Annotated in this window: 17 protein-coding genes; 11 read left to right on the top strand and 6 right to left on the bottom strand. The window is 63.5% G+C overall.

From position 1 onward, the window contains the following. On the bottom strand, window positions 1–842 hold an 842-nt coding region (locus ACIQ17_RS17855), incomplete at its 3' end, for an NAD(P)H-dependent flavin oxidoreductase (protein WP_398470405.1). Window positions 843–874: 32 nt separating this feature from the next. Continuing rightward, complete coding sequence (locus ACIQ17_RS17850) at window positions 875–2,104, bottom strand: YbfB/YjiJ family MFS transporter (RefSeq protein WP_398470404.1); 1,230 nt, start codon at window positions 2,102–2,104, stop codon at window positions 875–877. Between the two features lie 235 nt (window positions 2,105–2,339). Here ACIQ17_RS17850 and ACIQ17_RS17845 point away from each other — a divergent pair, with 235 nt between their 5' ends. Further along, window positions 2,340–3,248, top strand: a complete 909-nt coding sequence (locus ACIQ17_RS17845; protein WP_398470403.1) for a LysR substrate-binding domain-containing protein — start codon at window positions 2,340–2,342, stop codon at window positions 3,246–3,248. A 4-nt stretch (window positions 3,249–3,252) separates the two neighbouring features. On the opposite strand, the gene ACIQ17_RS17840 is transcribed toward ACIQ17_RS17845, so the two are convergent. Beyond that, entirely contained in the window at window positions 3,253–3,795 is a 543-nt protein-coding gene (locus ACIQ17_RS17840; protein ID WP_398470402.1) for a hypothetical protein, read from the bottom strand. Window positions 3,796–4,060: 265 nt separating this feature from the next. On the opposite strand from ACIQ17_RS17840, the gene ACIQ17_RS17835 reads away from it, so the two are divergent. The 8 genes from ACIQ17_RS17835 (at window position 4,061) to ACIQ17_RS17800 (ending at window position 15,827) form a co-directional block, all read left to right on the top strand. Continuing rightward, window positions 4,061–4,786: an outer membrane protein gene (locus ACIQ17_RS17835; RefSeq protein WP_398470401.1), complete on the top strand. Its 726-nt coding sequence runs from the start codon at window positions 4,061–4,063 to the stop codon at window positions 4,784–4,786. A 227-nt stretch (window positions 4,787–5,013) separates the two neighbouring features. Beyond that, window positions 5,014–7,155: a methyl-accepting chemotaxis protein gene (locus ACIQ17_RS17830; RefSeq protein ID WP_398470400.1), complete on the top strand. Its 2,142-nt coding sequence runs from the start codon at window positions 5,014–5,016 to the stop codon at window positions 7,153–7,155. 140 nt (window positions 7,156–7,295) lie between these two features. Next, window positions 7,296–8,309 carry a biotin synthase BioB gene (gene bioB / locus ACIQ17_RS17825; protein ID WP_398470399.1) on the top strand — a complete coding sequence of 338 codons (1,014 nt, stop codon included), beginning with the start codon at window positions 7,296–7,298 and terminating at the stop codon, window positions 8,307–8,309. A gap of 81 nt (window positions 8,310–8,390) precedes the next feature. Next, window positions 8,391–9,461 carry an MBL fold metallo-hydrolase gene (locus tag ACIQ17_RS17820; protein ID WP_398470398.1) on the top strand — a complete coding sequence of 357 codons (1,071 nt, stop codon included), beginning with the start codon at window positions 8,391–8,393 and terminating at the stop codon, window positions 9,459–9,461. Window positions 9,462–9,672: 211 nt separating this feature from the next. Further along, entirely contained in the window at window positions 9,673–10,902 is a 1,230-nt protein-coding gene (gene hemA / locus ACIQ17_RS17815; protein WP_398470397.1) for a 5-aminolevulinate synthase, read from the top strand. 147 nt (window positions 10,903–11,049) lie between these two features. After that, window positions 11,050–11,373 carry a GlpM family protein gene (locus ACIQ17_RS17810; protein ID WP_398470396.1) on the top strand — a complete coding sequence of 108 codons (324 nt, stop codon included), beginning with the start codon at window positions 11,050–11,052 and terminating at the stop codon, window positions 11,371–11,373. A gap of 157 nt (window positions 11,374–11,530) precedes the next feature. Beyond that, window positions 11,531–12,160 carry a DapH/DapD/GlmU-related protein gene (locus ACIQ17_RS17805; protein WP_398470395.1) on the top strand — a complete coding sequence of 210 codons (630 nt, stop codon included), beginning with the start codon at window positions 11,531–11,533 and terminating at the stop codon, window positions 12,158–12,160. 148 nt (window positions 12,161–12,308) lie between these two features. Beyond that, a complete protein-coding gene (locus tag ACIQ17_RS17800; protein WP_398470394.1) occupies window positions 12,309–15,827 on the top strand; it encodes a PAS-domain containing protein in 3,519 nt (1,172 codons plus the stop codon). Window positions 15,828–15,961: 134 nt separating this feature from the next. Here the strand turns inward: ACIQ17_RS17800 and ACIQ17_RS17795 are convergent, their stop codons facing one another. Beyond that, window positions 15,962–16,633: a response regulator transcription factor gene (locus ACIQ17_RS17795; RefSeq protein ID WP_398470393.1), complete on the bottom strand. Its 672-nt coding sequence runs from the start codon at window positions 16,631–16,633 to the stop codon at window positions 15,962–15,964. Between the two features lie 376 nt (window positions 16,634–17,009). On the opposite strand from ACIQ17_RS17795, the gene ACIQ17_RS17790 reads away from it, so the two are divergent. Beyond that, the gene (locus ACIQ17_RS17790; RefSeq protein WP_398470392.1) at window positions 17,010–18,698 is read left to right on the top strand and encodes an MFS transporter; all 1,689 of its coding nucleotides are present in this window, start codon (window positions 17,010–17,012) and stop codon (window positions 18,696–18,698) included. Between the two features lie 159 nt (window positions 18,699–18,857). Here the strand turns inward: ACIQ17_RS17790 and ACIQ17_RS17785 are convergent, their stop codons facing one another. Then, window positions 18,858–19,331: a secondary thiamine-phosphate synthase enzyme YjbQ gene (locus ACIQ17_RS17785; protein WP_398470391.1), complete on the bottom strand. Its 474-nt coding sequence runs from the start codon at window positions 19,329–19,331 to the stop codon at window positions 18,858–18,860. Window positions 19,332–19,416: 85 nt separating this feature from the next. On the opposite strand from ACIQ17_RS17785, the gene ACIQ17_RS17780 reads away from it, so the two are divergent. Continuing rightward, a complete protein-coding gene (locus ACIQ17_RS17780) occupies window positions 19,417–19,575 on the top strand; it encodes a hypothetical protein (protein ID WP_398470390.1) in 159 nt (52 codons plus the stop codon). A gap of 51 nt (window positions 19,576–19,626) precedes the next feature. On the opposite strand, the gene ACIQ17_RS17775 is transcribed toward ACIQ17_RS17780, so the two are convergent. Beyond that, a partial coding sequence (locus ACIQ17_RS17775; RefSeq protein ID WP_398470389.1) for a DUF6894 family protein occupies window positions 19,627–19,817 on the bottom strand: 191 nt, incomplete at its 5' end.

The following is a 19,817-nucleotide window of genomic DNA, read 5'->3' as shown; positions in this document are numbered from 1 at the left end:
TGGCGGCCGGAAATCCCGCGCGTCATTGTCGTGTGGTGAGCAGCACTGCTCGCCAGCGCCTGGCGATAGGCATCGTCGGCGCTGGACTCGCTGGCCGCCACGAAAGCCGTGCCGAGCTGGGCCGCGGTCGCACCAAGCTTCAAAGCGGCAGCCACGCCATGGCCATCCATGATCCCGCCCGCGGCAATCACCGGCACGGAGAGATCGCGCGCCAGCATCCGCGTCAGGGTGAAGGTCCCGAGCCTGTCGTCATGGCCATCGGTCGCGAACCGGCCGCGGTGACCACCGGCTTCATAGCCCTGCGCGATGACGGCATGCATGCCGCTCGCGACCAGCGCCCGGCCCTCGGCGAGATTCGTCGCGGATGCGATCAGCGTGATGCCGGCCTCGCGCAGCTCGCGCGCCTGAGCTGCGGTCGGCGCACCGAAATGAAAGCTGACGACGCGCGGCTTCGCCGCCAGCAGCACGCGATGCATGGCGTCGTCTTCGCGATAGCTCTTGTAGATCTCCGTCAGCTGCGCCGGCGGCTCCGCCCCGAATTTGCGAAATTCAGCAGCGAGGGACGACAACCACGCGCGCTCGACGGCGCCATCCGGCTTCGCCGGCTGATGGCAGAACACATTGACATTGAGCGAGCGGTTCGAGCGGTCCTTGAATGCCCGGATCGCCTCGTCGGCCGCGCTTGCCGTCATGGCGCCGACACCGATCGATCCCAACCCGCCTGCATTGGCGACGGCGGCAGCCATCACCGGATTCGACGTGCCGGCCATCGGCGCCTGGATCACCGGATGATCGATCTTCAGGAGATCCAGCAGGGCCCTGCTGGTCGAGGATGCCGTCATGGAAAACTCCTTTTGAATGCGTCAGGACAAGGTCACCGTGCGGACCGCGATGCGACCACCGCCGTCACGAGGTCGAGGGCCAGCGCCGCCGTGATTGAACAGGCGCCGATGATGAAAAGCATCCGGTAGTCGCCGCCGCTGTGTTCGAACACGAATGACAGCCCATAGGCGGCCATGGCCTGGAAGATCGCGAAGGCCACGGTGGCCGTGCTCCAGGCCGCCTTCTGCCGTGCGGGCTGATGCGGCAGCAATTCGCCGATCCGGCCAAGCACCAGCGGCACGGTGCCGGTGACGAATGCACCGACCACGACACTCGAGACGATCAGGCCGGCGCGCCCGAGATCGAACACTGGCAGCGCGACGGCAACGGCCTCGATGAAGAAGGACAGGCGCAATGCGGCGCCGAAGCCGGCCCGATCGGCAAGATGGCCCGCCAGCACCGGCCCCAGCGTCGCGCCGATTCCGAACAGCACCCAGAACTCGGCGCCGACCGCGACGCCCTGATGCAGGCCGCGCGCGACATAGTCGACGAGGAAGATCATATGCGGCACCCAGCCGGCGGCGTTCAGGGCATATTCGCCATAGAGCGCGCGCAGCGTGATCGCGCGCGAGCGACTTGTCGCCGCCGGCTCGGAATGGGTGGGCGCCGGCGCGTCGGGCTGCTCATGCGGCCAGCCGGCCCAGGCCAGCGCCGTCAGCAATGCAGACAGCAGGCCGAGACCGATCCAGGTCTGGGTGACGCCGCCCTGCAGCAGCAGGGGGACAAGCGTGCCCGATGCCGCAACACCGGCACCGACGCCCATGAAAATGACGCCACCCGCAAGACCGCGCCGCGCCACCGGCACATGGGCCAGCACGCTCGGCGCTGCCAGAACCATCAGCGCCCCACCGGCCAGCCCGGCGGCAAACCGCCAGCCGAAATACCACGCGAATGACACCGGCTCGGCACAGGCGAAGAAGGCCGCCGTCGCGAGCAGCATCATCGCGCGCAGGATGGTGACCACCGACCAGCGGACAGCAAGGCGGCGCCCCAGCAGGGCGCCGGCCAGATACCCCGCCAGATTCGCGGCGCCGAGATAGGCGGCCGTCGATGCATCGAACCAATGGGCGCTGACGATGGCCGGCAGCAGAGGCGTATAGGCGAAGCGGGCCAGACCGATACCGATCAGGCTGACGCAGAATGCCGACAGCACCGGGCGCCACGCCATATCAGGGCGACCAAGGGCTGATGACTTGCGCACCTCGCTTCGAGCACCGGACATGATGCGACCTCCTGCCTTATAAGTTCTGGAGATTATATGGATCGATATGTATCGTAAAAAGCGATTAGAATAGATAAGGGGTATCTGATTTCGAGATACTGGAAATCGACGATATTTCAGCGATACAAGGGATAATCAGTTAGATTGGGGCGCGCCGACCAACACCCTGGCAGGATCTCTCCGATCACTACTGAAGCTCATCCAGGCTCCAACCTATCTCGAAAAGGAAGATGCGATGGACGTGTCCGATCTCGTGATTTTTGAGGCCGTGTCCCGGCACGGCAGCATGAACCGGGCTGCGTCCGAGCTGAACACGGTCCAGTCCAATGTCACCGCACGGATTCGGGCGCTGGAAGGCGAGCTCGGTGTCAGCCTGTTTCAACGACATGCGCGGGGCGTTTCGACGACTCCGTCAGGCCAGCGGATCCTGCCCCTCGTCGCCCGGCTGACAAAACTGCTCGCGGATGTGCGGACGGCAGCCAGGGACGATGGCGCACCACATGGAAGCCTGCATCTCGGCAGCCTGGAAACGACGACGGCTCTGCGCCTGTCCCCGCTCCTGACGCAATTCGTCAAGACCTATCCGGAGGTGCGACTGGCCGTCACCACCGGCACCACCCGCAGATTGCTCGATGACGTCATCAACTGCCGGGTCGAAGGCGCTTTTGTCGCCGGGCCGGTCAACCATCCCGACCTGCATCAGGAGACGGTGTTCACGGAGGAGCTCGTGCTCGTCACATCGCGCCAGATCCGTGGCCTCGGCGCCCTGAAAGACATTGCCGACCTCAAGACCATCGTCTTTCAAGCGGGCTGCTCCTATCGCCAGCGGCTCGACAGCCTTCTTGCCGACATGGGGGCGGTTACAGCCAGACCACTCGAATTTGGCTCGCTCGAAGCCATCATCAGCTGCGTCTCCGCAGGCATCGGCATCACATTGCTCCCCAAGGGGATCGTCGGCCCGGCCTGGCAGGAAGGGCGCATCGCCGTCCACGAACTTCCGCATGACGAAGGCCATGTCGATACGCTGTTCGTACGCCGCCATGACGCCTTTGTGTCCAGCGCGCTGACCGCCTTCCTGCAAATGGCAAAATCCCGCACGGGCGGATTGCCCCATCCATCCCTGGAGCCGGCAGCAGCGGTCTGAGCGGCTATCCGGCTTCGAGTCTGCGGCGATCGCCGGTCATCTCCAGCACGCTCAAGGCGTCGCGGTCGTCTTTTGCCCTGGCATCGTCGATATAGGCGACCAGCAGGCGGTTGATCGCATTGGCATCCAGCAGGCGGAAATCCGCCGGACTGATCCAGCCGTCGAAAAACCGGTCCACATAGCCGCCCGGACTGTCCCGTTCCTCGACCCAGTTGGGGCCGATCAGCCCCACAGGCTTCAGCTCCCAGTAACAGGACACCAGGCGCCCGCCTTGCGCGGCGCGGCCAAGGATTCGTTGCCCGTCGCGGGGCGCCTCGCTCATCGGCCGGAGAAACTGACCGTACTCCCTCAGAATCCGCTCGACCTGCATTCCATGCGCTTCCATCTGCAGAGGCGCGGATGGCGCCACGCAGGAGGTAATGAAAACTGTCGCGGTTTGTTTCGCGTCGCCAAAAACCGACTCAGCGTCAACGCGACGGTACCAGAAAACCAAAGCCGCAACCTGCCACACAGATTGGCAAGCCCCTGCACGATCTGCGTCGATCACAAGAAATCTATCTAGAGGGAAACCAAATCCTTACGGGTTGCGGCATGAACGCCTCGAAGGCCCGTAAACCACTGAAAATTAACGCCTCTTTCAGTTTTAATTAATTTGTCGCTAAGGATGTTTTTGCGGTCCGTCTCATCTGGGCGGGTTGTAGGCAGCTGTGGCGAATGGGTGACAGCAATTTGCGCAAAACCTGTCTATCTCGACGGCATAGGACGGAGCCCAAGCGTGCCCCGGTCTAAAACGGTTTTCTGGAGAAGAAAAAATGAAGAAGTTCCTGCTGGGCACCGCTGCCCTTCTCGCGATGGGCGCCTCGGCTTCGGCCGCTGACCTCGCCGCTCGCCCCTACACCAAGGCTCCGGCTTACGTCGCAGCTCCGATCTACAACTGGACCGGCTTCTACATCGGCGGTCACGTCGGTGGCGCCTTCAACGGCAACAGCGGCTTTGCTGGCACCTCGGACAACTCCGATGGTCGCTTCCTCGGCGGCGTGCAGGCCGGCGCTGACTACCAGTTCGCTCCGAACTGGGTGATCGGTGTTGAAGGTCAGTACAGCTGGGTTGGTAACAACAACACCAACATCGCGTTCGTCGGCCCGGGCGTTCCTGCTGGTACCGGCTATAATCTGAACCAGAAGGGTCTGGCTTCGGTGACCGGCCGTCTCGGCTACACCTGGGGTCCGGCGCTGCTCTACGTGAAGGGCGGTTGGGCTTATCAGGACGCCACCGAGACCCTGTTCACGCCCGTCGCTGTTCCGTTCGCCACCACCACCAAGGACAACGGCTACACCGTCGGCGCTGGCCTCGAATACCTGTTCACCCAGAACTGGTCGGGCAAGATCGAGTACCAGTACTACGACTTCGGCAACACCACGATCACTGCTCCGGCTTACCTGACCCAGTTCGGTTCGTCGAAGAACGACCAGCACGTCGTCAAGGCTGGCCTGAACTACCGTTTCAACTGGGGTGGCCCGGTTGTCGCGAAGTACTAAGTTTCGCGCCTGATCTTCAGGCTCTGACTTGCGGAAAGGCCGGCGGAAACGCCGGCCTTTTTGTTTGTCCGGAGGCGCGTTGTTCACGCCCCCGCCTTTACGCTTCAGTAACCGCGCAAGCCCCGCAACAGCCTCGGATTGCGCATTTACCCGAATGTTAACCCGGTACCGACATACTCTGTCCGCGACCCGCTCGGCATCATCGCGGGCGTGGGGGAGTGGTCAAAGTGAAGTCGGCATTCGGGAAATTCGGGCGCATCCGTATCGCACGTCCACGGTTCGGTATTCGTGGCAGCCTGTTCGCCGCCTTCGCGGTGATTGCCGGCATGGCGATCCTGATCAGCGCGGGTGCGGGCGCCATTCTGGGCCAGCTCGGCCAGATGATGACCGATCTCAACGGCCGCGACATTCCGAAACTGACCGCCAGCCTTGAACTGGCCACCGCCAGCGAAAATCTGGCCAGCCAGGGCCCGATGCTGCTGGCGTCATCCACCGCCGACATCCTGAAGGAACGCTCGCAACGTATGCGCGACACCCACAAGGTGGCGACGGACAAGCTCGAAACCATCACCAGGCTCGGCGCCGACAAGGCCATCCTGGCCTCGCTCGGCGACAGCGTGAAGAATATCGAGGACACGATCCGCAGCCTTGGCGCGGCGACGCAGGAAAAAATCGACGCCGCGGTCCAGCATGAGAAGCTCTATAACGACGTGCGCGCCGCCGCCGACAACTTCGTGAAGAAGGCGGCCCCGGCGATTGCCGATGCCCAGACCGGCATGGATGCCACCCTGCGCGCCGTGGTGTTCTCCGCTGAAGATTCCGGCGAAGCCTCGCGCATCATCGTCCAGATCGGCAATGTCGTCGCCGACACCAATCTGATCTCCTCGGACCTGATGGCCGCGCTGTCTGCCGGCACCGGCGATGCGCTGTCGCCCATCGAGCATAGTTTCAAGACCGCGCAGACGCGCGTGAAGACGAATCTTACCGCCCTCGACGGCGCCATCAGCAGCATTCCCGAGCTGCGCAAGGCCGCCGAGCAGCTGCTCGCGCTGGGCGACGGCAAGAATGGCGTGTTCAAGGTCCGCCAGAAGGAAATCGACACGCTGGAATATGGCGAGTTGATTCTGGACGAGACCCGCAAGCTCAATGTCGGCCTCGGCATGAGCGTGAAGCAACTCGTCGACAAGGTACGCGCGGAAACCGACGCGGCAACGGCGAACGCGCAGACCACCATCACATTGTCCACCCAGATCATGCTTGCCTTGGGCGCATTGACACTGATCGGCTCGGCGCTGTTCGTCTGGCTCTATGTCGGCCGCAGCATCCTGCGCCGCATCGCGCAGCTGCAGAAAGCGATGCAGCTGCTGTCCAGTGGTGACCTTGAAACACAGATGGCGCGCAGCAAGCAGCAGGACGAAATCACCGTCATGGCTGACTCGCTGGAAGTGTTCCGCGAGAACATGATCAATGCGCGCAACATGACAGCCGAACAGGATCGCGACCGCATCGCCAAGAACGAGCGCGCAGCGCGGGTCGAAACCCGCATCCACGATTTCGAAGGCAAGGTGCGGAGCGCGCTGGAGAAGCTGCAGACCGCAGCCGATTCCATGCAGACCACGGCGCAGGACATGTCGTCCACCGCCGACCGCTCCAGCGCGCTGGTGAGCGCCGTCGCGGCTGCGGCGGAAGAGACGTCAGTGAATGTGCAGACGGTTTCGGCCGGCACCGAAGAACTGACATCGTCGATCGCCGAGATCAGCCGTCAGGTCGTGACGTCGTCGCAGATCGCCGCCAAGGCGGTGAGCGAAGCCGGCGAAACCGATGCGACCATGCAGGGCCTTGCCGAAAGCGCCAACCGCATCAGCGTGGTCATCGATCTGATCCAGACCATCGCCTCGCAGACCAATCTCCTCGCACTCAATGCGACGATCGAAGCGGCACGTGCCGGCGATGCCGGCCGCGGCTTCGCCGTGGTGGCATCCGAAGTGAAGAGCCTCGCCGATCAGACCGCGAAGGCGACGGATGAAATCCGTACGCAGATCGTCGCCATGCAGCAGGTCACGTCTACTGCAGTCGGCGCGATTAGAAATATCGGCCAGACCATCACCGAGATCAACGAAGTGAGCACGGCCATCGCCACAGCCGTCGAGCAGCAGGGCGCCGCCACGCGCGAGATCGCGCGCAACATCCAGCATGCGGCGGGCGGCACCAGCGAAGTGTCGAGCAACATCGTCGGCGTCAGCGATGCGTCGTCGCAGGCCGGCGTGGCAGCCACCGACGTGCTCGGCGCCTCTGGCGAGCTTCGGCGCGAAGCGGATATCCTGCGTGGCGAAATCGACGAATTCCTCACCAGCATCCGCGCAGCCTGACGCATGATTGCCGCATAACATTTGTGTGATGCGCAGCGCATGGCTGCGCGCACTGCGCGTCATTGCACTCACCGCCGAAATCGTGGACTGCTCGTCACGCAGCCCGCGATTTGAGCTGCGCAAGTTGCGAGGACTGCTTTATGCCGACATCATCCGTCACATCGATCCATCAGCCGCGTCACGACTGGCAGCGCGCGGAGGCCGACGCGCTCTATGCGTTGCCGTTCTCCGACCTGATCTTCCAGGCGCAGGGCGTCCATCGCAGCAATTTCGATCCCAACCACATCGAGACCGCGAGCCTGCTCTCGATCAAGACCGGCGGCTGCGCGGAAGACTGCGGCTACTGTTCGCAAAGCGCGCATTACGATACGGGCCTCAAGGCCACCAAGCTGATGGACCAGGATGCCGTCGTCGCCACCGCGCAACGCGCCAAGGACGCTGGCGCGAGCCGCTTCTGCATGGCGGCTGCATGGCGCAACCCGAAGGACAAGGATCTCGATCGCGTCTGCGACATGGTGAGCGCGGTGAAGGAGCTCGGCATGGAGACGTGTGCCACGCTCGGCATGCTCACCGATGATCAGGCGAAACGCCTGCATGCTGCCGGCCTCGATTTCTACAACCACAATGTGGACACTTCGCCGGAATTCTACGGCAAGATCATCACCACCCGCACGATGCAGGACCGCATCGACACGCTGTCGCGCGCCCATGAGGCCGGGCTGAAGACCTGCTGCGGCGGCATCATCGGCATGGGCGAACAGGTCGAGGATCGCCTCGGCATGCTGTTGCTGCTCGCCAACATGCCGCATCATCCGGACTCGGTGCCGATCAATATGTGGAACGAGGTGAAGGGCGTGCCGGTGAACGACACCGCGGAGCGACCCGATCCGATTTCGCTGGCTCGCATGATTGCGGTCGCGCGTATCATGATGCCGAAGAGCGTCGTGCGACTTTCCGCCGGCCGGCAATACATGACCGACGAGCTGCAGGCGTTGTGCTTCCTGGCCGGCGCCAATTCCATCTTCATCGGCGACGTGCTGCTGACCACGAAGAACCCGCAGACCGACCGCGACAGCGATCTGCTCGGCCGCCTCGGCATGACCTCCGGCCTCCCCGCCACGGAAGCCGCCCCGGCCATGCGCGCCAGCGCATAACTGCATGCCCTGCGCTGGCCCTTTTTGGGCTGGCGCAGGGGTCCTTCGCCCGCTAAGCCGGATGCAAAGGACAAGAACACGATGACAGACGCCAGCGCCAAGCCTTCAGAAGGCAAGCCAGCAGATCCCCTCAAATATCCCATCGAGAGCCACCCCGGCCCCGATCAGGTGGTGGATATCGCCCCGGGCATCAAATGGCTGCGGCTCGATCTCCCGTTCCGCCTCAACCATGTGAACATCTACCTGCTTGCCGATGGCGACGGCTGGGCCATGGTCGATACCGGCTTCGGCAATGACGCCACCATCGCCGCCTGGACAAAACTGTTCGACGGCCCGCTGAAGGGCATCGCCATCAGCAAGGTGATCATCACCCATGCGCATCCCGATCATGTCGGCCAGGCCGGCTGGATCGTGCAGCGCTTCGGTTGCCCCTTCTACATGTCGCAGGTCGAATATCTGCAGGGCGTCTATCACCAGAACCGCCGCACCGAAGAGCGCCTGGTCAACATGCGTCAGTTCTTCCTGCGCCACGGCATGGACGAAGACATCACCGAGCAGCTGCTCGGCCGCGGCCAGGACTATCTGAAGCGCACGGTGCCGCTGCCGGCCGCCTATCGCCGCCTGCGCCATGGCGACACCATCACCATCGGCGTGCGCAATTTCCAGATCATCACCGGCGCCGGCCATTCGCCCGATCAGGTCACGCTCTACTCGCCCGCCGACAAGATCTATCTGTCCGCCGATCAGGTGCTGAGCAAGATCTCGCCCAATGTCAGCGTCTGGGCCCATGAGCCCGACGAGAACTCCCTCGGCGCCTATTTGACATCGCTCAATGCGATCGCGGCCGCATTGCCCGAGGATACGCTGGTGCTGCCCGGACATGGCGTGCCGTTCTACGGTCTCCAGATCCGGATCAGGCAGCTCGCCGACCATCACGAGGAACGCTGCGGCATGATCGCGGATGCCTGCCGCACCGAGGCCAAGACGTCAGCGCAACTCGTGCCGGTCGTGTTTCACAAGCACAAGCTGGACGCTCACCAGACCGGCTTCGCCGCCGGCGAACTGATCGCCCATGTCAACTACATGCTGGCCGAAGGCCGGCTGAGCCAGGAACTGTGCAGCGACGGCAAGCTGCGTTTTAGCGCGATCTAGTCGACTGAAACTCCGTCATGCCCGGGCTTGACCCGGGCACCCATCTTCGCGGCAGGCGAAGAAGCAAGTTGGGTGGCCGGGTCAGGCCCGGCCATGACAGAGGAGCGTAACCGTTGGGCAATTTGCCCAATTGCGCCTCGACAGCCAGACTGGAAAGGCTCTAAAACGCAAACCGAGCTGGGTTTCGGGTTCCGTTTTGGGTGTCTTTCCGATGGATTACAGCAAGTTCTTCAGCGACGCGCTCTCCCGCCTTCATGATGAGCGCCGCTACCGTGTCTTCGCCGACCTCGAACGCATCGCCGGCCGGTTCCCGCATGCGGTCTGGCACACGCCGAAAGGCCCGCGCAACGTCGTCATCTGGTGTTCCAACGATTATCTCGGCATGGGCCAGCACCCGAAAGTGGTCGGCGCCATGGTCGAGACCGCGACCCGCGTCGGCACCGGTGCCGGCGGCACCCGCAATATCGCCGGCACCCATCACCCGCTCGTGCAGCTCGAGGAAGAACTCGCCGACCTCCACGGCAAGGAAGCGTCTTTGCTCTTCACCTCGGGCTATGTCTCGAACCAGACCGGCATCTCCACGCTCGCAAAGCTGATGCCGAACTGCCTGATCATCTCGGACGCCCTCAATCATAATTCTATGATCGAAGGCATCCGCCAGTCCGGTTGCGAGCGCGTCGTGTTCCGTCACAACGACCTCGCCCATCTCGAAGAACTGCTGCAGGCGGCCGACCCTGCCCGGCCGAAACTGATCGCCTGCGAGAGCCTGTATTCGATGGATGGCGACGTCGCGCCGTTGGCCGCGATCTGCGATCTCGCCGAGCGCTACGATGCCATGACCTATGTGGACGAAGTCCACGCCGTCGGCATGTATGGCCCGCGCGGCGGCGGCATTGCCGAGCGCGATGGCGTCATGCATCGCATCGACGTGCTCGAAGGCACACTGGCCAAAGCCTATGGCTGCCTCGGCGGCTACATCGCCGCCAGCAAGGATATCGTCGATGCCGTGCGTTCCTATGCGCCGGGCTTCATCTTCACCACCGCATTGCCGCCGGCGATCTGCTCCGCCGCGACTGCTGCGATCAAGCATCTGAAGACCTCGAACTGGGAGCGCGAACGCCATCAGGACCGCGCGGCGCGCCTGAAGGCTGTGCTCACGTCGGCCGGCATCCCGGTGATGTCCACCGACACCCATATCGTGCCGGTCTTCGTCGGCGATGCCGAGCTGTGCAAGAAGGCCAGCGACCTGCTGCTGGAAGATCACGGCATCTATATCCAGCCGATCAACTATCCCACCGTGGCCAAGGGCGAGGAGCGCCTCCGCATCACGCCGTCGCCCTATCATGACGATGTGCTAATCGATCATCTCGCGGAAGCACTGCTGCAGGTGTGGGACCAGCTCGGCATGCCGCTGCGCGCCAAGGCACTGGCGGCGGAGTGAGTCTCCACACTGTCGGTTGAAACACCGTCATGCCCGGGCTTGACCCGGGCACCCATCTTTCGGAGCTTCGTGCAAAGCTGGATGGCCGGGTCAAGCCCGGCCATGACGAGTTTTAGTTTCAACGCTCGCCGACTGGAGCACTCCCCCTTGGACATCATCTGGAAAGGCATTCTCGGCGGCCTGCTCACGGCGCTGATCGCTTTCCTGTCCAAGCGCGGCAACACGCTGCCGGGCATCCTGCCGCTGTTCCCGACCTTTGCCATCATCGCGCTCGCCATCGTCGGCGCCAAGGGCGAGGCCTCCGGTTTTCGCGAGGCCTGCCTTGCCGGCGCCAAGACCATCCCGGCCTATCTGGCCTTTCTCGGCGTCTGCTACCTGACCATCGGATCGATCGATTACCGTCTCGCGATTGCGGCCGGCATCGCAGCGTGGCTGATAGTGATCATGATCAGCTTTTATGCGCTGCCGTAGGGCGGATGAGCCGAAGGCGTAATCCGCCGCGGCGTTTCAGCTGTCACCTCGACCGGCGGATTGCGCTTCGCTCATCCGCCCTACGACTGTGCGCCGTCTCAGCCGTCATCGGACTGTCATCCAACCGCCCTACGCGATGCTTTTCGGATCGAGACCCATGACCAACACGCCCAAGGCCCCCAAGCTCGCGAAAACCTTCATCCATCCCACCGTCACCTCACGCGAGGTCACGACCGGCTCGTGCTGCGAGATCCTCGACAACACCCATGTCGAATATACCTCGCTCGGCGACTACAGCTATCTCGGCCCCAATTGCACGGTGGCGGACGCACGGATCGGAAAATTCTGCGCCATCGCCGCCTCGGTGCGCATCGGCGCGCCCAATCATCCGATGGACCGGCCGTCCCTGCACCGCTTCACCTATTGCCCGGAATATTACAGCGCCGACGCCACGCGCGATGCCGGCTTCTTTGCCAACCGGCGCGATGACGTCGTCACCATCGGCAACGATGTCTGGATCGGCCATGGCGTCATCGTGCTTCCGGGCGTGACCGTTGGTGATGGAGCCGTGCTCGCGGCCGGCGCCGTGGTGAGCCGCGACGTCGCCCCCTACAACATTGTTGGCGGCGTCCCGGCAAAGCTCATCCGCCCGCGCTTCCCGGCGGAGATCGCCACCCGCCTCGCCCGCATCGCATGGTGGGACTGGCCGTTCGAGACCATCATCGAAAGGCTGGGCGACTTCCAGAACGCCGATATCGAGGCGTTCTGCGAGAAATGGGACCAGTAATCGCAATGACGCACGGACACCTCTCCCCGGAGGGGAGGTGAAGCAAGCGCACCATAAACCCTTCCGCCAAATCCCTGTCGCTCCGCTGCACGCAACGCGCTAGTTTCGCGCCCTCACGCGGGCCTTCGCCCGCCGTCCGGAGCCAGCCATGCTGCACGACTGGGGCGTGATCGTCGCCGCCCTTCTCTATATCGGGTTCCTGTTCTGCGTCGCCTCCTATGGCGACCGGCTCGGCCTGTTCCAGCGCGGCCTCGGCGGCAAGCTGATCTATCCGCTGTCCCTGGCGATCTACTGCACTTCATGGACCTTCTTCGGCTCGGTCGGCGTCGCCAGCCGTACCAGCATCGACTTCCTCGCCATCTATATCGGCCCGATCCTGCTCTTCGTGTTCGGCGCGCCGCTGCTTCGGCGGGTGATCCATCTCGCCAAATCACAGAACATCACCTCCATCGCCGACTTCATCGCCGCACGTTACGGCAAGAGCCAGGCCGTTGCCGCCACCGTCGCCGTCATCGCCCTGATCGGCTCGGTCCCCTATATCGCCCTGCAGCTGAAAGCCGTCGCCTCCTCGCTGGAAACCATCCTGGGCGACGACAAGGCCATCGCCGGCGTGCCCATCGTCGGCGACATGGCGCTGGTGGTCACGCTCGCCATGGCGGTGTTCGCCGTGCTGTTCGGCACCCGCCAGGCCAATGCCACCGAGCACCAGCACGGCCTGATGCTGGCGGTCGCCACCGAATCCATCATCAAGCTCGTCGTGTTCATCGCCGCCGGCGCCTTCGTCACCTTCGTGATGTTCTCGCCGCAAGAACTCTATGAGCGCGCGATGAAGACGCCGGAAGCGCTGCGCGCCATCGACTATTCGCCGTCCATCGGCAATTTCCTCACCATGGTGCTGCTATCCTTCTGCGCCATCATGCTGCTGCCGCGCCAGTTCCATGTCAGCGTGGTGGAGAATGCCGGCGATGCCGGGGTCAAACGCGCGCGCTGGATGTTTCCGGCCTATCTGATCGCCATCAACCTGTTCGTGATCCCGATCGCACTGGCCGGCCTCGTCACCTTCCCGTTCGGCGCGGTCGACAGCGACATGTTCGTGCTGGCACTGCCGATCTCTGCGGGATCGCACTGGCTCAGCCTTGCGGTCTTCATCGGCGGCCTCTCGGCAGCGACCGCCATGGTGATCGTCGAATGCGTGGCGCTGGCCATCATGGTGTCCAACGACATCCTGCTGCCGCTTGCGCTGCGCAGCCGCATCACCTCGCCGAATGATGAGACCGACTACGGCAATTTCCTGTTGCGGGCCCGCCGTTTCGCGATCTTCGCCATCATGGTGATGGCCTATTTCTATTTCCGCGCCCTCGGCAATACGCAGCTCGCCGCCATCGGCCTGTTGTCCTTCGCGGCCATCGCGCAATTTGCGCCGGCCTTCTTCGGCGGCCTGATCTGGCGCCGCGCCACCGCCCGCGGCGCCATGGGCGGCATGGTGGTCGGCTTCATCGTCTGGGCCTATACGCTGTTCATCCCGAGCTTCCTCGACACGACGACAGCCGGCGTGCTGTTCCTGCAGCATGGCCCGTTCGGCATCGATGCGCTGCGCCCGCAGGACCTGTTCGGCTCCGACCTGCCGCCGCTGCTGCATGGCACGCTGTGGAGCCTGTCGCTCAACATCCTCACTTACATCGTGCTGTCGCTGATGCGCGCGCCGTCCTCCATCGAGCGCCTGCAGGCCGATACATTCGTGCCCAACACGCTGACGCCGATCACGCCATCATTCCGGCGCTGGCGCACCACGGTGACCGTGCAGGACATCCTCAACACGGTGACGCAATATATCGGCGAGGCCCGCGCCCGCGAGAGCTTTGATGCCTTCGCCATGCGTCGCCGCGTCGATCTCGATCCCGCCGCGCCCGCGGACTTCGAGACGCTCAAGCACGCCGAATATCTGATCGCATCTTCCATCGGCGCCGCATCGTCGCGCGTGGTGATGTCGCTGCTGCTGCGCAAGCGCACGGTGTCGGCCAAGGCGGCGCTCAAACTGCTGGACGACTCCCACGCGGCGCTGCATTTCAACCGCGAAGTCCTGCAGACCGCGCTCAATCACGTGCGCCAGGGCATCGTTGTCTTCAATCCCGACCTGCAGCTGATCGTCTCCAACCAGCATTTCGGCGAATTGCTCGGCCTGCCGCCGCAGATCGTGCAGATCGGCATCCCGCTGCGGGAAATCCTCGAATTCATTGACATTCACAGCGTGCCGCCGTCCGGCGACTACGAGGCGCGCCTGAAGACGCGGTTGAAAGCCTACACCACCATCGGCACGCCCTATCTCGAACGGCTGAAGGATCGTCACCTCGTCATCGAGGTCCGCGCCAACAGGATGCCCGATGGCGGGTTGGTGCTCACTTTCACCGACGTGACGCCGAGCTTCGAAGCCGCCGAAGCGCTGGAGCGCGCCAATGCCACGCTGGAAAAACGCGTGCGCGAGCGCACCGAGGAACTGACGCGCCTCAACAGCGAACTGGCTCGCGCCAAGAGCACCGCCGAAGACGCCAACATTTCCAAGACGCGCTTCCTGGCCGCCGCCGGCCACGACATCCTGCAGCCGCTGAATGCGGCACGCCTCTATGTCACCAGTCTGGTCGAGCGCAAGGGCGGCGGCGAGGATGCGCGCCTGGTCGAGAACATCGACGAATCCCTGGAAGCGATCGAGGAAATCCTCGGCGCGCTGCTCGACATCTCGCGTCTCGATGCCGGCGCCATGACGCCGGCAATCTCATCCTTCCGCATCGGCGATCTCATGCGCTCGCTGGAAATCGAATATGCGCCGATCGCACAGGCCAAGGGCATCGAACTCAAATTTGTGCCGTGCTCGCTGCCGGTGGAATCCGATCGCCTCTTGCTGCGCCGCCTGCTGCAGAACCTGATCTCCAATGCCATCAAATATACGCCGAAGGGCCGTGTGCTGGTGGGCTGCCATCGCCGCGGCACGGCGCTGCGGATCGGCATCTACGACACCGGCGTCGGCATCCCCATCCTCAAGCGCGGCGAGATCTTCAAGGAATTCCACCGGCTCGAACAGGGCGCCCGCATCGCGCGCGGCCTCGGGCTCGGCCTTTCCATCGTCAAGCGTCTCGCCCATGTGCTCAATCACGGCATCGCGCTGGATTCCAATCGCGGTGGCGGCTCGTTCTTCTCGGTCACGGTGCCCGTCGCGCAGGCGATCAATCACACCGCCGTGGTGACAAGTTCGACACCGCTGGCGAAGGCGCCGATGTCCGGCACGCTGATCGTCTGCATCGAGAACGATCCGGCAATTCTCGACGGCATGAAGACGCTGCTGCAGGCGTGGGGATCGGATGTCATCGCGGTGCCTGATCCGGAAGCCGGCATGGAAGCGATTGCCGAGATCCAGGCCTCGGGCCGCCGCCTCACCGGCATTCTGGTCGACTATCACCTCGACCGCGGCAACGGCATCGCCGCCATCCGCGCCATCCGCGGCCGGTTCGGCAAGGACATCCCGGCGATCCTGATCACGGCCGATCGCAGCCCGCATGTCCGCTCGGCCGCCCGGCAGGACAGGATTGCCGTGCAGAACAAGCCGGTGAAGCCGGCGAGCTTGCGGGCGCTGTTGGGACAGTGGCGGAGCCAGCAGATGGTGGCGGCGGAGTAAGCCAGCGACAAACACCATTGTCATCGCCCGCGAAAGCGGGCGATCCAGTAATCACCACTATTTGTGATTGAGCCGAATGGTCGCCGTCTACTGGGTCACCCGGTCAAGCCGGGTGACGACAAGCGAGCAAAACCTTACGACGCCGCGTCCTGCTTCCACGGCCCGCCGGCGATCTTCGCCGCGGCGATCACCGCCTGGGTGCGGCTTTCCACGCCGAGCTTCTGCAGGATCGCCGACACATGCGCCTTGATGGTCGCTTCGGACACACCGAGCTCATAGGCGATCTGCTTGTTGAGCAAACCTTCTGACAGCATCATCAGCACGCGCACCTGCTGCGGCGTCAGCGTCACCAGCCGGTCACGCAGCTTGCTCATTTCCGGATCGGCAGCGGCCGTCATGTCGATATCCGGTGGAACCCAGACATCCCCATCCAGCACCTTCATGATCGCATCGCGCAGCGTATCGACGCCGAAACGCTTCGGAATGAAACCCGACGCGCCGAAATCCAGCGACTGGCGGATGGTGCCAACATCGTCGCTCGCCGACACGATCACCACCGGGATGGCCGGATATTGCGCGCGCAGATAGATCAGGCCGGAGAAACCAGAAATGCCCGGCATCGACAGATCGAGCAGCACCAGATCGACGTCGGAATCCTCTTCAAGCATCTTCGTCAGATCGTCGAAGGTGCCGGTCTCGTCGATGGCCGTGGTCGGGAGCACACTGCTCACCCCTTGCCGCAATGCACCGCGGAACAGCGGATGGTCATCGGCAATGATCAGACGCGTGGGAGCAAGTACCGTCATCAAGTTCCGTCACTGCAGCGGTCGCCTCGGAGGCTACCGCCTCGGGCCACCATGTTGAGCAAGCACGCCAAAAGCGCACTGGGGTTGCAATGTCGCCCGGTCGCACATCCCATGCAAGCACGCAATGCTGCCACGCGGTAAAATGGTGAATACCGCTTTTGCGGCGCAAAATCCCCCCGTCCGACTGCACGCTACCGGACGGGAACTCCGAAAGTCGAATGCCTAAAGTCTTATTGGGTCGCATTTCGACGCAATGTTAGCGTGCACCCCGACGCTCCCTGCAGTGGCTGGCGTAGTTCGGCGCAGCGAGCGAGACGGTCAAGAACTGACCCGCAGCAAACAACTTGCAGCAACGTATTTGGGGAGCGATTCACACATGTCCACGATGGCAGCAACATCCGCGAAGTCCGCGGGAATGACGAAGGACGAACGTTTCGTCATCTTCGCTTCCTCCCTCGGCACCGTCTTCGAATGGTATGACTTCTACCTGTTCGGCTCGCTCGCCGGCGTCATCGGCGCGCAGTTCTTTGGCGTCATCGATCCCGCCACCGGCCAGCCGATGTTCAACCAGGCGACCCGCGACATTTTCGCGCTGCTCGCTTTCGCCGCCGGCTTCATCGTCCGTCCGTTCGGCGCCATCGTGTTCGGTCGCGTCGGCGACATCGTCGGCCGTAAATATACGTTCCTCGTCACCATCCTGATCATGGGCCTGTCGACCTTCATCGTCGGCATCCTGCCCAACGCCGCCACCATCGGCATCGCAGCCCCGATCATCCTGATCATCCTGCGTCTCGCCCAGGGCCTCGCGCTCGGCGGCGAGTATGGTGGTGCAGCGACTTACGTGGCGGAGCATTCGCCACCCGGCAAGCGCGGCTACTACACGTCCTTCATTCAGACGACGGCCACGCTCGGCCTGTTCCTCTCACTGCTGGTGATCCTGTTCACCCGCACCATCCTCGGCGAGGCGGACTTCGCCAAATGGGGCTGGCGCATTCCGTTCCTGGTGTCGGTGGTACTGCTCGGCATCTCGGTCTGGATCCGTCTGCGCCTGAACGAGTCGCCGGTCTTCCAGAAGATGAAGGACGAGGGCAAGACCTCGAAGGCGCCGCTCACCGAAGCCTTCGGCAACTGGAGCAATGCCAAGCTCGTCCTCATCGCCCTGCTCGGCGGCGTGATGGGCCAGGGCGTGGTCTGGTACACCGGCCAGTTCTACGCGCTGTTCTTCATGCAATCGATCCTCAAGGTCGACGGCTACACCGCGAACCTGCTGATCGCATGGTCGCTGCTGCTCGGCACCGGCTTCTTCATCTTCTGGGGCGCCCTGTCCGACAAGATCGGCCGCAAGCCGATCATCCTGGCAGGCTGCCTCATCGCGGCGCTGACCTTCTTCCCGATCTTCCGCATGATCACCACCAACGCCAACCCGACGCTGGAAAAGGCGATCGAGACCGTCAAGGTCGAGGTCGTCGCCGATCCCGCCCAGTGCGGCGATCTGTTCAACCCGGTCGGCACCCGCGTCTTCACCAAGCCTTGCGATACGGCCCGCGCCTATCTCGCCCAGTCTTCGGTGAAGTATTCGACCACCTCGGCCCCGGCCGGCTCGCCGGTCAAGGTGACGGTGAATGGCACCGACGTGCCTTACACCGACGCCAAGACCTCCAACCCGCAGGTTCTCGCGGCGGTTCAGGCGGCAGGTTATCCGAAGGCGAATGATGCGCAGATCATCAAGATGGCGCATCCGTTCGATATCTTCCGTTCGCAGGTGGCGGCGGTGATCGGCCTGCTGTTCGTCCTGGTGCTGTTCGTCACCATGGTCTACGGCCCGATCGCGGCCATGCTGGTCGAACTGTTCCCGACCAAGATCCGCTACACCTCCATGTCGCTGCCCTATCACATCGGCAATGGCTGGTTCGGCGGTCTGCTCCCGGCAACCTCCTTCGCCATCGTGGCTTCCACGGGCGATATCTATGCCGGCCTCTGGTATCCGATCATCTTCGCGGCGATCACCGTGGTCATCGGCATCTTCTTCCTGCCGGAGACCAAGGACGTCGACATCTCGCGCTAAGCGCGGGACACGCGAATAAGAAAGGCCGCGGAGCAATCCGCGGCCTTTCTTTATGGGCTCAGACGTAGGGCGGATGAGCGAAGCGTAATCCGCCGACCGAGGTCATGGTGGAGACTCCGCGGCGGATGGCGGCTTCGCCTGATCCGCCCTACGGCACAGCTACCCCGCCTTCCCCACGAACTGCAGCACCACCTCCCGCGCATGCGGCCGCGCGCGATGCTCGATCACGTAGATCGCCTGCCACGTCCCCAGCGCCATCCGTCCCGCCATCACCGGCACGTGCAGCGACGTCGCCGTCAGCATGGTGCGCACATGGGCCGGCATGTCATCGGGCCCCTCGGTGTCATGGGTCCAGCCGAACGACTGTGGCGCTAGCCGGTCGAGCACCGTCATCAGGTCGACAAGGACCGATGGATCGGCATTTTCCTGAATCGTCAGCGATGCCGACGTATGGCGGATGAACACCGTCAGCGCGCCCTCGCGCGCATCGATCCCGGTGAGGAATTTTGCGACCTCGCGCGTCAGATCGACAAAGCCCGCGCCGGATGTCTGCACGGAGAGCACCGACGAGGCCACGGTATCAGCCGACACCATGACGGGCGCAGTGCAGGTGATGGATCTGGCAGATGACATGAGCAGGTCTTTCGGGGATCGGTTTACAGCGATGAACCAAGTCGCATGCACCGCGTTCCATCGTCAACGCAACGGAGGACGCCTGATGGCCAAGAGTTCGCGAGACCTGCCTGACGAACCGCGCAAGGATAAAGCACGCGAGCAGGAAGAAGCCGTGATCAAGGATGCCGACAAGACCGAGCAGGCCGACCGCGATCGCGTGCATGGCGATGGCGGCGACATCGGCTTGGAACGGAAGAAGTAGACTACGGCGGAGGCGCGGTTGAGAGGCGCGACGCGTCCCCTCAGATAATCCCTATTGCAGTATGTCCGAGGTCAGCCCCGCGCGATGCACTTCCTGATCGTCGGCGTCGCGCACCTGGATCGCAAAATGATCGCCGCGCAATTCCGGCCTGATCTTGTAGATATCGCGCGCGAGTTTTTCGGCCACACGTTTGGCCGCGCCCACGTCCCGCAATTCCTGGCCGATCTCGTCTCGCACATTCT

The organism is Tardiphaga sp., from assembly GCF_044340795.1.
Taxonomy (GTDB): domain Bacteria; phylum Pseudomonadota; class Alphaproteobacteria; order Rhizobiales; family Xanthobacteraceae; genus Tardiphaga.
This window is presented reverse-complemented; position numbering and strand designations above follow the sequence as displayed.